This window comes from Thiothrix caldifontis, from assembly GCF_900107695.1.
GTDB classification, from domain to species: Bacteria; Pseudomonadota; Gammaproteobacteria; order Thiotrichales; family Thiotrichaceae; genus Thiothrix; species Thiothrix caldifontis.
This window is the reverse complement of record NZ_FNQP01000006.1, coordinates 1-12,941: the sequence shown is the minus strand read 5'-3', so window position 1 is coordinate 12,941 and position 12,941 is coordinate 1. Positions and strand designations below refer to the sequence as shown.

Sequence of the window (12,941 nt, the reverse complement as noted above, 5' to 3'; positions counted from 1 at the left end):
TTAATGGTTTAGTAGTGCTCGCCAACCAGATGAAAACTTCGCACGGTACGCCCATCGGGTTCTACCGAATGTAAATGAACGTCATACCCCCAAAGCTGATGCACGTGGCGTAACATTTCATTCACATCGTTGTTCAAAGGGCGGCGCTCATTCAACACATGCTGCAAGGTCAGTGAACGATCACCGCGTACATTCACTTTATAGATTTGAATATCCGGCTCCTGCTGACTCAAATTGTATTGCAGCGATAACATTTCCCGCACCCGTCGATACCCCTCATCATTATGAATAGCCGCTACATCAATGGTATTTTTGCGATCATCATCTTCCAACGCAAAAAAGCGGAAATCGCGTATCACTTTAGGGGATAAGAATTGCAGGATGAAACTTTCATCACGGTAATTGCGCATCACCTGATCCAAGGTACTCAACCAATCACCGCCCGCAATATCAGGGAACCAGCGCTTATCTTCTTCGGTTGGGTTTTCACAGATACGGCGAATATCGCTCATCATCGCAAAGCCCAATGCATAAGGATTAATCCCACTGTAATACGGGCTATCAAAACCGGGCTGCATCACCACATTGGTATGTGAAGTGAGAAACTCCATCATAAAGCCTTCGTTCACCAAACCCTCGTCATACATTTCATTCAGAATGGTGTAATGCCAAAAGGTCGCCCAGCCTTCATTCATCACCTGCGTCTGCCGCTGCGGGTAGAAATATTGAGCCACCTTACGCACGATACGAATGATTTCACGCTGCCAAATATCCAGCGATGGTGAGTTCTTTTCAATGAAATACAGCAAATTTTCTTGCGGCTCTTCCGGGAAATGCCGCACCACCCTCTCTTCTTCACGCTCACGTCCACGATGCGGCAAAGTACGCCACAGATCGTTGAGGTGTTGCTGAATGTATAACTCACGCTCTTGCTGACGGTTTTGTTCTTCCGCCGCTGAAATGGGCGCAGGGCGTTTATAACGGTCTACCCCGTAATTCATCAAAGCATGACAAGAATCCAGCAGTAACTCGACTTGCTCAACACCATAACGCTCTTCACACTGACTGATGTATTTTTTCGCAAACATCAGATAGTCGATGATTGCTTCTGCATCTGTCCAGGTACGGAACAAATAATTGCCTTTGAAAAACGAGTTATGCCCATAACAAGCGTGCGCAATCACTAACGCTTGCATGGTCATGGTATTTTCTTCCATCAAATACGCAATACAGGGGTTGGAATTGATGACGATTTCATACGCCAAGCCCATGCGTCCCCGACTGTAGTTCTGCTCCACATTGACAAAATGCTTGCCATACGACCAATGATTGTAAAACACCGGCATCCCGATTGAGGCATACGCATCCATCATCTGATCAGAACGGATCATTTCAATCTGATTGGGGTAAGTATCCAGCTTGAACTTATCGCGGGCAATGCGAGCAATTTCACGGTCATACGCTTCAATGGTTTCGAATGTCCATTCCGAACTGGTCGAAATATACCGTTGTTCACGGCTATTCTCGGTTGCATCTTCAGTCATTAGTTGACCTCCTCACCCGCATGTTTCCGAAACAACTCACGGAAAACGGGGTAAATTTCAGCATTATTGCGTACCCGTTGAATCGCAAAACGGTCTATAAAATCGCGTTGCAAATGCTCATACAAATACCACAAGCCTTGTGGATCACGATCCCCAATCTCGATGTAAGTGTAATACTGCACAAATGGCAATACCGTATTGATCAGTGCATCGTGGCAACGTTGATTATCTTCATGCCAGTTATCGCCATCAGACGCTTGGGCAACGTAGATATTCCACTGGCTTGGTGCATAACGTTCCTCAATAATATCACCCATCAAATTCAGGGCGCTGGAAACCACCGTACCCCCCGTTTCACGCGCATAGAAGAAGGTGTTTTCATCGACTTCCTGTGCTTGCGTATGGTGACGGATAAAAACTACTTCGATTTTCTCGTAGTTCTTTTTCAGGAATAGGTACAGTAAGAAAAAGAAACGTTTTGCCGTATCCTTGATGTCTTGTGTCATAGAGCCTGACACATCCATCACACAGAACATCACTGCTTTCGGGGATGGTTTGGGCAATTTCACTTTGAGGTTGTATTTCAAGTCGAAATCATCTAACCATGGAACAGCATGAATTTTGACATTCAAACGCGCTAATTCTGCCTGCAATACACCACGTTGTGTTTCAACTGCCTCACTGGCCTCCCCCTCATCCAATACCGCCAATTCTGCTAATACTTCACGACGGCGGCGGCGTTCTTTGCCACACAATGCAATCCGCCGCGCATGGGCACTGCGCATCGAGCGCACAATATTCATTTGTGCGGGATTCCCTACCTCGCTTACGCCTGCACGATGATAATCAAACGAATCCGCACTGAGTAACTGGCGTTTAACCATATTCGGCAAGGCAAGGTCTTCAAACAAGTATTCGAGAAATTCTTCCTGAGAAATCTGAAATACGAAGTCTTCCATGCCCTCGCCATCAGCAGACGCTTGCCCTGAACCACTACCGCCGCCCGCGCCCCCTGGTGGGCGTTGAATGCGGTCGCCTTCCACAAACTCCTTATTGCCAGTATGCACAATGCTACGCTTACCGCCCTGCCCGTGACGAAATACCGGCTCAGAAATATCACGCTTGGGGATCGTAATACTCTCCCCTTGTTCCATATCCGTGATGTTGCGACGGCTCACCGCATCCGACACAGCGCGGCGAATTTGCTTCTGATAGCGCTTTAAAAAGCGCTCCCGATTCACCAGACTTTTGTTTTTGCTGTTTAACCGACGATCAACAATATAGGCCATACGGCACTCCTTTTGGTATCACCGCTTACTGTGATTTACGTACCCGTAAATACCACTCAGCCAACAAGCGCACTTGTTTTTCGGTATAGCCGCGTTTCATCATGCGCTCCACGAAGTTGTCATGTTTGCGCTGTTCATCCGCAGACGATTTTGCACCATACGAAATGACCGGCAGCAAATCTTCGGTGCTAGAGAACATTTTCATCTCAATCACACGGCGCAGTTTTTCATAACTCGTCCATACGGGATTACGCCCATTGTTGTTAGCTCGCGCTCGTAGCACAAAGTTAACAATCTCGTTACGAAAATCTTTCGGATTACTAATGCCTGCTGGCTTCTCGATCTTTTCCAGATCGGCATTGAGTGCAGCACGGTCTAAGAACTCGCCCGTTTCAGGGTCACGGAACTCCTGATCCTGAATCCAGAAGTCGGCATACGTCACATAGCGGTCGAACAAGTTTTGCCCATATTCAGAATACGATTCGAGGTAAGCCGTTTGAATTTCTTTACCAATGAAATCCACATAACGGGGAGCAAGGTATTCTTTAATAAAGCGGATGTAGCGATCTTGCAATTCGCGTTGGAATTGTTCCTTCTCAATCTGGCGTTCCAATACATACATCAAGTGTACGGGATCAGCCGCCACCTCGGTTGCATCATAGTTAAAGACTTTAGACAGAATCTTGAAAGCAAAACGCGTCGACAGGCCATTCATGCCCTCATCCACACCCGCTGCATCTTGGTATTCCTGAATCGTCTTGGCTTTAGGATCAATATCCTTCAGGTTTTCACCATCGTAAATACGCATTTTCGAGAACAAACTGGAGTTTTCTGGCTCTTTCAGACGTGACAGCACAATGAATTGTGCCAGCATCTTCAATGTATCCGGTGCACACGGCGACGACGCCAACGAACTGTTGATCAGCAACTTTTCATAAATCTTGATTTCTTCGGTCACACGCAAGCAATACGGCACTTTGACAATCGACACGCGGTCGATGAATGCCTCGTTATTGCGGTTATTTTTGAAAGTCTGCCATTCAGATTCGTTGGAATGCGCCAGAATCACACCACTGAACGGAATAGCACCGATGCTTTCGGTACCATTGAAGTTACCTTCCTGTGTGGCAGTCAGGAGTGGATGCAGCACTTTGATCGGTGCTTTAAACATCTCTACGAATTCCATCAAACCTTGGTTCGACAAGCACAAGCCACCGGAATAGCTGTAAGCATCAGTATCGTTTTGCGGAAAATCCTCCAGCTTACGAATATCGACTTTGCCTACCAATGAAGAAATGTCTTGGTTATTTTCATCGCCCGGTTCGGTTTTGGATACGGCAATTTGGTTAAGACGCGAAGGATAACGCTTCACCACGCGGAATTTGGTGATGTCGCCGCCGTATTCGTGCAAGCGCTTAACCGCCCACGGGGACATAACCGTTTTCAAATAACGGGCTGGGATGCCGAAATCTTCTTCCAAAATCGCGCCATCTTCCTCCACATTAAACAAACCCAAAGGGGATTCATTAATCGGTGAACCTTTGATGCAATAAATCGGGGCTTTTTCGATCAGTGCTTTGAGGCGTTCTGCGAGGGAGGATTTACCACCACCCACCGGCCCCAACAAATACAACACCTGCTTGCTTTCTTCCAAGCCTTGCGCTGCATGACGGAAGAAGGATACGATTTGCTCAATGCACTCTTCCATGCCATAGAATTCAGAAAACGCCGGATAGCGACGGATAACTTTGTTGGAAAACATCCGGCTCATGCGTGGGTCGCGGGACGTATCGACCAGTTCCGCTTCACCGATGGCGTACAACATACGTTCAGCGGCGGTGGCATAAGCCATAGTGTCGCGCTTGCACAGATCCAGATACTCTTGCAACGAATACTCTTCTTCTTGCAAAGCTTCGTATCGAGATTGATAGTGATTGAAAATGCTACTCATTGTGTACCCCTTCACGGTAAATACGGGGGCAGGCAACTGCCCTGCGATGTATATACAGACAACTATCTGCTTCTGATAGTGACAGTTTGCAAGTCAAATGCCAAGTGACTGCAAACTGGCTAATGTTGAATTTCCGCCTACCTTTTACTGTAGACAAGTAATTCATGAAAAAGTGTAATCAGCCCCTTTCTCATGTTCATAATTTAAACTGAAAAACCCCTTGCAAACACAAATAGCGGACAAACGGAGGGTCTTCCGTTATCTACGTAAAAAGAACCTTTCCTCGCTATGCTTTATCTGCTATATCAAGGCTGCGGTGTTACCCAATAATTATCATTGGGTAACCCAATGCTAATAAATGAGAGAAATGAGGAGGAATTTTACATGTTGAAACAGATGACGCTGGCGTCCTGCCTACTGGTATTGGTTGCAGCCCCCACCCACGCTGCTGAGTTCATGGATGCTGCATGGGCGAAACAAGCCTGCGATGCGTGGAATGCCGATACCACCTTAACCACGGGCTTGATGGATAATGATGGCTATTCCTGGATCAAAAATGATAACAGCCGTGGCTACAAATTGGTGCAAATGTATCGCACTGATTGTGGTGAAAGCACCAAAGTACAATTGAACATCAGTTTGCAAGGTGATAAAGCCATGTGTAACTACGGTGGTGCACCGGATGGCAAAAAAATGGATGCCAGCTACGACTACCTCATGCACGCTACTGATGCAGATTGGGCTTGTATGGGCGAAGGCAAGTTCGGTTGTGGTGCAATGGGAGCCATGAGCACAGGCAAACTCAAATTTACCGGCCCCAAAATGGAAGCCATGAAAGTCATGGGGCCGTTTGAGAATTTCCTGAAACTCACCGGTAAAGTTGCAGGCACTAAAACCGAGTGTAAAGCTAAATAAATCAACATACCTGACGGGGTGTAAGTCTATACCCCGTTTTATGCTATTATCCGCCCCGTCAATACTAGGATGAAACGTATGTCGGAGCAGACTCCTCTTCAGATGCAAAAATCCCTTTTACATAACTTGTCGCAATCTTTGGGACTGCGTGTGCTGATCATCATCCTGCTGGGATTGCTGATGTTGATCCCCTTATTTCTAGCAGAAAGAATCGTCAAAGAGCGTCAAAACTATTACCAAAATACGCTGCACAGCGTTGCTAATCTTTGGGGTGGCAAACAAACCCTGACAGGCCCAGTGTTAATCGTGCCTTACGTCGAACATTTCACCAGTGTCGATACAGTGACGGCTGAAAACGGTGAAAACCGTGTCGTCAGCAAAGACATTTACAACGACCGTACCGCGATTTTGTTACCGGAAAAACTTGAAATCCGCGCCAATCTCAATGAAGAACACCAGCAACACGGTATTTACGATGCCTTGGTGTATACGACGACGATTAGCTTAAGCGGCAAATTTAATCATTCACAAGTGCTGCAATCCAGCGAAGGCGGACGCCGAATTGTCTGGGATAAAGCTTTCATTGCCATTGGTTTGACTGATCCACGCGCTATTGATACCGCCTCTACATTTTTTTGGAATGATGGGCGTATCGAACTAGAACCCGGTACGCGCCTGAGTAAATTGCTCCCTAGCGGTTTTCATGTGCCGCTTAGTGTTAGCGCTGATAGCGACACCAGTAATGAATTTAAACTCAGCATAACCATACGTGGCAGTGAAGGACTATTTTTCTCACCCGTAGGAGAAAATACCGCCATTCGCATGACATCTGCCTGGACTCACCCCAGTTTTCAGGGTGACTTACCCCCCAATAAACAAGAAGTGACGGAAGCAGGCTTTCATGCTGAATGGGACATTCCCCATCTCGTGCGCAGTTACCCGCAATACTGGGTGCTGGAGGATCAACAAACTTACGACTTGCACAGTATTAGTGCGGGCGTAAATTTGTCCGAACCTGACCCACTGTATACCTTAGTGAACCGTGCCGTAAAATACGGTGTATTATTTATTGGCCTGACATTTCTGATGTTTCTGGCATTTGAAATCAGTCTCAAACAACGCCTGCATGTCTTGCAATACAGTCTTGTTGGTGTTGCGTTAGCGCTATTTTATTTGATACTGCTCGCCTTAGCTGAACATATCGGTTTCTTGTATGCTTATATCGCTGCATCAGCGACCACAGTACTGAGTATCACGGTTTACACTGAGTTTATCTTGCACAGCAGCCGTCGGGCTTTCCTGTTATTGCTATTACTGACCATGCTGTATGCCTTGTTATTCTTTCTCTTACAGATGGAAGATTACGCCTTGTTGATTGGTGCTGGGCTAGTGTTGTTAGCAACGCTTATGATGATGTATGTGACTCGCCACCTACTTTCCACACCCAAATAACATCATTACGCGGGTCACGGTAATCGGCCTCCAAACGGCTGATCGGCAATGCAGCAAACAAGTTAGCAACACGGCGAGGCGGTAACATTGGATGCCCCACCTTAAAACCCGTTTGCGCATTTAACCAAGTGCGTAAACGCGCCAAGGTTGGCATACCCTCCCCATGAAACTGGCTGTTGGGTGTATGGATATACAACACCCCTGCTGGCTTGAGTAAGCCCCACAATTGCCGCGCAAAAGCCTGATCGTTTTGGCAGTAATACCAGCAAATCCGGTTAAAAATCAGATCAAAGCTCGCCGCTGGCAACGCTTGCGTCTCTTCCAGATACCCCAATGACCAATGCAGCGTTACACCCGCATCCGCTGCTTTAGCTTGAGCAAATGTTCTATAAGTGCGGGAAATATCATGCCAAGTCACATCCGCGCCTCGCTGTGCCAATGCTACGCTGTATTGCCCGGCTCCTGCCCCCATATCCAGCACACGCTTGCCTGCCAAGCCACCTAATTTTGCTTCCAGCGTGTCCAATAGCGCATGATCCACCATACGCCATTCGGCCTCGGCATACTCCAACGCCCATGCCGGATCAACCGGATCCCAACCCTTTTCCGGGCGATGCCATTTGCTGTGCAACCAATTAATCATGCTATTGCCTTCGGTTTTTGTTAATTTTTATGATTTCACAAGATGCCATACCACAGAAACATTTACAGACAAGAGGTTCACAGCATGGATGAATTCACCCTCACTTGGCACAGCGCCGTCGCTACACACTGCGACCGTTTATTTGTCAATAACATCCCCAAAGCCAGTGAGCATTTGGTGGGTGCTGCCACCGTCACTTTTCCGCGTATCCAATTCAATGGCCAGCAACGTCAACTCACGCTTGAACCCAAAGTCGGGCGTTTTTACCCGCACGCTTACGCATGGGAAGCGCTCGGTTGTTCGCGCAGCGATTTTCGCCCGTTCCGCGTCATCGCCACCACCCCAAACACCTTGACGATTGACCCCAATCACCCGCTTACACCTTATACACCCACCGTAAACGCCCCCGCTAATGTGGCGCAAGAGCAAGACATCATGGGGTTATTCATGACCAATGGTTCAGGAATGCAAGCCCCCTACCCCGGTATTGCGCCGGATTACTATGCCATTTACCCATTCACCCGCAAGGATGACCGCACCGATACCGAGTACTACAGCAACCCGCGTTTAGTAACCCATTTGGACAAAACCGCGATAGCACAAGTGACGGCGCTGTACGGGCGCTTGCTACAAACGGGGATGCACATCCTTGATTTGATGAGCAGTTGCGTATCACACCTGCCGGATACGCTTGATGTGCAAGTCACGGGACTCGGCATGAATCAGGTGGAATTAGCCGCGAACCCACGTTTGCAACAATACGTCGTCCACGATCTCAACCACGCGCCGCTATTGCCGTTTGCGGATGCTTGTTTTGATGCAGTGATTTGTACGGTATCTGTCGAATACCTCACACAACCATTGGAAGTGATGCGCGAGTTAGCACGGGTCGTTAAAGCCGGGGGTATTGTCATAATGACGTTTTCCACACGCTGGTTTCCCAATAAAGTGATTGATATGTGGGCAGAGATGCACCCATTCGAGCGCCAAGGCTTGGTACTGGATTATTTCGTAAAAACGGGGCGGTTCATCGACTTGCATACTGAATCGGTGCGGGGCTTACCACGCCCGATGGATGATCCGCATAGGCGGGAAACAGCCGTGTCTGATCCGATTTTTTCAGTGTGGGGAACTGTTGTGCCTTAATACCATGCTTCTGCTGCAAGGTATTCGCCGTTAAGTTGATCGCGTAATGTGCGCCAATGCGGTAAGTGTTCATTCATTAAAGCGGTAAAGCGTGCATTGTGTTGCGGCTCCCGCAAATGCACTAACTCATGCACCAGCACATATTCCAAACATTCTGGTGACTTTTTGGCAAGTTCCAGATTCAACCAAATACGGCGGTCAGTGATATTGCAACTGCCCCATTTGGTTTTCATGCGCTTGATGCCCCAACCTGTTACCTCGTTTCCAATACGCACTTGCCATTTTTCCAGTAACGCAGGGATGCGCTGCTTGAGTTGCTGGCGGTAGTAATCGTGCAAAACCAACACACGATTTTCGGTACTTGTGCCGGGGCTAACCGTCAAACGTAGAAATTCACCTTTAGACGTGAGCCTGTGTTTGCCGGATTGATACACAACCTCCAGCCGATAGCGTGTTCCCCACAAGTAATGCGATTCACCGGATACCATCTCACGCGGGGTTTGGCGGGCTTGCTGCTGGAAACGTTGCTGTTGGGTTTTAATCCACTTCAGGCGTGTCACCACGGCTAGGCGGATATGGTCGGTAGTAAAATGTTCGGGGGCTGAAACACGCACTTGCCCCTCCGGTGGATACACTCCCAAATGCAGATTTTTGATGGCTTTGCGCGTGACGTATACGGGAATGTCACTGACGGTCAAGGCAGGCTGTAACAGCGGGCTAGTGGTATTCATACTGTGCTTTGATCACATTCATTAAACCGTCGATTTTAGCCACTTCCAAACCGGCAATCTGCATAATCGCTTGCCGAACACGTTTTTCTTTCAACAGCGCGGCTGCATTATTGCCCGTCCAGCCCGCTTTTTTATAGCTCATCACCGTTTCATGCACGGCTAGTGTCAGGGTTTCATCCTGTTCTAAATTGGCGTAAAGGTTGCGCATGGCTTGAGTTTTAAGCGTGGCGGGGCAAATTTGCGCCGCTTGCCCTTGGCTCATTTGTTCAGCCAGTGCTTTGAGCTTTTCGAGGTATTGCTGGTATGCCTGCACTTCGGTTTGGCGTTGTTGAATCAGCGTGTCCAGCAATTCTGAAAGCTTATCGTAGTAAGCAGGATTGACGCTGCGGTTGTCGCTAATGCTTTTGCGGATATTGTTTTCGATGGTTTCTGCGACTGCTTTTTTATTGTTGCGCACGTTTTCCGGCAACTGTTTTTCCAAAGCGGCAATGCCACTGTCCACCAAAACTTCAATCAAACCTTTGTCGCCGAAATCTGCCAATACATCGCTGTCATCGGCGCGAATAAACTGGTCAAAGATATGCCGCATCGCGGGTTCAAGGTCTTTGGCATCCTTGTAATCACCGCTGGCGTGTTTCACCGCTTCGCGGGCATCGTGATAATGGCGCACTTCGACACGGATTTTGTCGGCTTCACTCGTGGAATACCCCACCTCCGACAATTCACCCGCAATCTCGGCATACGCCCGCAGGTACGCCCCGCTCAGTTTGTAAAATAGCAAACGCTTACCTTCGTTCTGTTCGGCTTCGTCACGGTTCAGGGTGTTGCTGGAAACAAAATACGCCAGGTAATCATTGGTATCACGCGGCAATGCGACAGGTTCACATAGGGCTTTAATGGCTTCGCGGGTTTCTTCCAGTTTCAGCTTGGCTTGTTTCAGGCGGTTTTTCAGCAGGTCTTGCACATCTGAGCTGTCATATTCCGCAAATGCACCACCCGTGTAATTGCTCATTGCGTCTTTAATGCTGTTAAACAGGTCTTTGTAATCAATGATGTAACCGTAGGTTTTTTCCTCGCCGTCCAGCCGATTGACACGGCAAATGGCCTGAAATAACCCGTGGTTCTGCATTTTCTTGTCGATGTACAAGTAAGTGGCGGATGGCGCATCGAAACCCGTCAGCAATTTATCCACCACAATCAGCAAGCGCATTTGTGCGGGTTGTTCCTTGAACTGCTTTTTGACCTTCTTCTCGAACTCTGCCACACGCTTGACTGCTTCATCTTCCGGTTGGTTGAAATAAGCCGCCAGCATCTTGCGGTAAATTTTATACTTGTGCAGATTTTCGGTATTGCTTTCATCACCGCCCTCACCTTTGATGCTGGCAGCGGTCGGTTGGTAGCTGGTGATAATAGCGGTTTTACTCGCCAGCGCGGGATCGGTGGCAGCGAATAATTCATACACTTTGCAGGCTTGATACACGTCCGCACACACCAGCATGGCATTGCCACGCCGACTCTCTAAACGTGGCTTGGTTTCCATGTCCAACACGATGTCATTCACGATTTCTTGCAAACGTGACTTGCTGGACAACACGCTTTGCATGGTCAGCCATTTCTGCTTGACCCGCACTTTAGCAATCTTGGATAAACCCTTGGTTTTTAGCTCGAAAAACTCATCTACCTTGGTTTTATTCCCAATGTACTGGCTAATGTCCCGTGCTTCGTAACACAAATCCAGCACCACCTTGTCATTGACAGCTTGATCAAATTTGTAGGTGTGGATGAAGGAGCCAAAGGTGGCAATACTGGCTTGCTTGTCGTTGTCCAGCAAAGGCGTACCGGTGAAGCCGATGAACAAGGCATTCGGCAATAGCTTTTGCATCGCGCTGTGCAGCTTGCCCGATTGGGTGCGATGGCATTCGTCCACGAACACAAACAGGTTGCCTTTGGCGGAAAAGTCTTTGGGGATGCTGCTTAATAATTCCTTGATGAAGGTACTGGTTTGTTGTTCGCTGCCTTCTTCGCCCGCGCCGAATTTGTGGATTAGGGAACACATCAGCCATTCAATCGGCTGGTTCAACACACCCACCATATCGCGCCCACTGGTACAGCGGTAAATGTGTTCATCCACGCCTTTGAACACGCCTTCGATCTGTTCATCCAGCTCAGTGCGGTCGGTAATAATCAACACGCGGCTATCATCGACATTTTCGCGTAGCCATTTTGCCAGCCACACCATTGTCAGGCTTTTGCCTGAACCTTGGGTGTGCCAGATAATGCCGCCTTCACGTTGACGGATACGGGATTGCGCAGCTTTGAGGCCGAAATATTGGTTATGGCGACACAGCTTTTTTACGCCATTATCGAACACCACAAAATCGTGAATGAGTTCCAAAAAGCGGGGTTTGCTGGCAATGCGCAACAGGGCGCAATCCAGCGGACTTTCCACCGCACCGCAATTGTATTGCGGCAGGTATTGCTGGTCTTTGCTGTCGGTTTTGGGGTTGTAAGCGGGGTTTTCTTCGCGCCATTCCAGATAATATTTCGCTTGTGTTTCAATCGTGCCGTAGCGCAAGCCTTCGCTGTCGTTGCCTGCCATCACTAGCTGCATGGTGGTAAAAAACGGGCGGATGAAGGTGCTGCTTTGGTTATCCAGATTTTGCGCAATGCCTTCTGCCACACCCACGGTAGCGCGTTTCAGCTCCAACACGCCGAGCGCAATACCGTTGACGTACAGCACAATGTCGGGGCGTTTATCATACTTGCCGGAAATCGTGACTTCTTCGGCAATGGCGAAATCGTTAGCGGTGGGATTTGCCCAGTCAATCAAGTGGATGGTGCGGGTATGTTCGCTGTGATCAGATTTGATTTTAACCCCGTAGCGCAGGAAACCGTACAGGGTTTGGTTGGGGGTATAAAGATTGTTGCCTATACGCATCAACTTTAACCCGCGAAAGCGGTCTCCCTCTCTGGTAGGCTATTAGTTTTGCACACCGAATAGATCGACTTCGACAAGGAGACCGCGCATTGATACTGACAAAAGTAGCCACCGCATTGCAAGCCATCTTGTATGAAAAAGCGGACGCGTTAGCAAAAAAAGCGGCTTCATTCAACGCCAGCGCAAACTCAGCGGCTCGAACTTCATCCGCAGCTTGGTGTTTGGCTGGATGGGCAATCCTGCCAGCACATTGGATGGATTAAGTCGGACAGCCGCCTTCCAACAGCTCCCCATTAGTCCACAGGGACTGGACAAACGTTTTACCCAAACAG

10 protein-coding genes are annotated in these 12,941 nt (G+C 48.4%); 4 read left to right on the top strand and 6 right to left on the bottom strand.

Annotated elements, in window-relative coordinates:
* Positions 1-8: 8 nt before the first annotated feature.
* The 3 genes from BLV87_RS06170 to BLV87_RS06160 are packed head-to-tail and all read right to left on the bottom strand — an operon-like array spanning position 9 to position 4,784.
* Positions 9-1,544 (bottom strand): SpoVR family protein, encoded by a 1,536-nt coding sequence (locus BLV87_RS06170; RefSeq protein ID WP_093066500.1) that lies wholly within the window; start codon positions 1,542-1,544, stop codon positions 9-11.
* Positions 1,544-2,833, bottom strand: coding sequence for a YeaH/YhbH family protein (locus tag BLV87_RS06165; protein WP_093066498.1), 1,290 nt, complete (start codon positions 2,831-2,833; stop codon positions 1,544-1,546). Before BLV87_RS06165 ends, BLV87_RS06170 begins: the two co-directional genes overlap by 1 nt.
* Positions 2,834-2,858: 25 nt before the next feature.
* On the bottom strand, positions 2,859-4,784 hold the full coding sequence (locus BLV87_RS06160) for a PrkA family serine protein kinase (RefSeq protein ID WP_093066496.1): 1,926 nt from the start codon (positions 4,782-4,784) through the stop codon (positions 2,859-2,861).
* A gap of 384 nt (positions 4,785-5,168) precedes the next feature.
* On the opposite strand from BLV87_RS06160, the gene BLV87_RS06155 reads away from it, so the two are divergent.
* Positions 5,169-5,699, top strand: coding sequence for an SCP2 sterol-binding domain-containing protein (locus BLV87_RS06155; protein WP_093066494.1), 531 nt, complete (start codon positions 5,169-5,171; stop codon positions 5,697-5,699).
* Positions 5,700-5,801: 102 nt separating this feature from the next.
* The gene (creD, locus tag BLV87_RS06150; RefSeq protein ID WP_175517859.1) at positions 5,802-7,151 is read left to right on the top strand and encodes a cell envelope integrity protein CreD; all 1,350 of its coding nucleotides are present in this window, start codon (positions 5,802-5,804) and stop codon (positions 7,149-7,151) included.
* Here creD and BLV87_RS06145 read toward each other — a convergent pair.
* A complete protein-coding gene (locus tag BLV87_RS06145; protein ID WP_093066490.1) occupies positions 7,105-7,794 on the bottom strand; it encodes a class I SAM-dependent methyltransferase in 690 nt (229 codons plus the stop codon). The two genes, creD and BLV87_RS06145, sit on opposite strands and share 47 nt — an antisense overlap.
* 84 nt (positions 7,795-7,878) lie before the next feature.
* Here BLV87_RS06145 and BLV87_RS06140 point away from each other — a divergent pair, with 84 nt between their 5' ends.
* Positions 7,879-8,940, top strand: coding sequence for a class I SAM-dependent methyltransferase (locus tag BLV87_RS06140; protein WP_175517858.1), 1,062 nt, complete (start codon positions 7,879-7,881; stop codon positions 8,938-8,940).
* Here BLV87_RS06140 and BLV87_RS06135 read toward each other — a convergent pair.
* Complete coding sequence (locus BLV87_RS06135; RefSeq protein ID WP_093066486.1) at positions 8,937-9,671, bottom strand: M48 family metallopeptidase; 735 nt, start codon at positions 9,669-9,671, stop codon at positions 8,937-8,939. The two genes, BLV87_RS06140 and BLV87_RS06135, sit on opposite strands and share 4 nt — an antisense overlap.
* A complete protein-coding gene (locus BLV87_RS06130) occupies positions 9,658-12,609 on the bottom strand; it encodes a type I restriction endonuclease subunit R (RefSeq protein ID WP_093066484.1) in 2,952 nt (983 codons plus the stop codon). The genes BLV87_RS06135 and BLV87_RS06130 overlap by 14 nt, the downstream gene beginning before the upstream one ends.
* An 89-nt stretch (positions 12,610-12,698) precedes the next feature.
* Here BLV87_RS06130 and BLV87_RS19270 point away from each other — a divergent pair, with 89 nt between their 5' ends.
* Positions 12,699-12,872 carry a hypothetical protein gene (locus BLV87_RS19270; RefSeq protein WP_175517799.1) on the top strand — a complete coding sequence of 58 codons (174 nt, stop codon included), beginning with the start codon at positions 12,699-12,701 and terminating at the stop codon, positions 12,870-12,872.
* The last annotated feature ends 69 nt before the right edge of the window (positions 12,873-12,941 follow it).

What these genes read in the sequence shown, in the direction of transcription:
- BLV87_RS06140 (WP_175517858.1), top strand. Translation starts at nt 7,879, where the DNA reads ATGGATGAATTCACCCTCACTTGGCACAGCGCCGTCGCTACACACTGC.
- creD (WP_175517859.1), top strand. Translation starts at nt 5,802, where the DNA reads ATGCAAAAATCCCTTTTACATAACTTGTCGCAATCTTTGGGACTGCGT.
- BLV87_RS06160 (WP_093066496.1), bottom strand. Translation starts at nt 4,784, where the DNA reads ATGAGTAGCATTTTCAATCACTATCAATCTCGATACGAAGCTTTGCAA.
- BLV87_RS06170 (WP_093066500.1), bottom strand. Translation starts at nt 1,544, where the DNA reads ATGACTGAAGATGCAACCGAGAATAGCCGTGAACAACGGTATATTTCG.
- BLV87_RS06130 (WP_093066484.1), bottom strand. Translation starts at nt 12,609, where the DNA reads ATGCGTATAGGCAACAATCTTTATACCCCCAACCAAACCCTGTACGGT.
- BLV87_RS06145 (WP_093066490.1), bottom strand. Translation starts at nt 7,794, where the DNA reads ATGATTAATTGGTTGCACAGCAAATGGCATCGCCCGGAAAAGGGTTGG.
- BLV87_RS06135 (WP_093066486.1), bottom strand. Translation starts at nt 9,671, where the DNA reads ATGAATACCACTAGCCCGCTGTTACAGCCTGCCTTGACCGTCAGTGAC.
- BLV87_RS06165 (WP_093066498.1), bottom strand. Translation starts at nt 2,833, where the DNA reads ATGGCCTATATTGTTGATCGTCGGTTAAACAGCAAAAACAAAAGTCTG.
- BLV87_RS06155 (WP_093066494.1), top strand. Translation starts at nt 5,169, where the DNA reads ATGTTGAAACAGATGACGCTGGCGTCCTGCCTACTGGTATTGGTTGCA.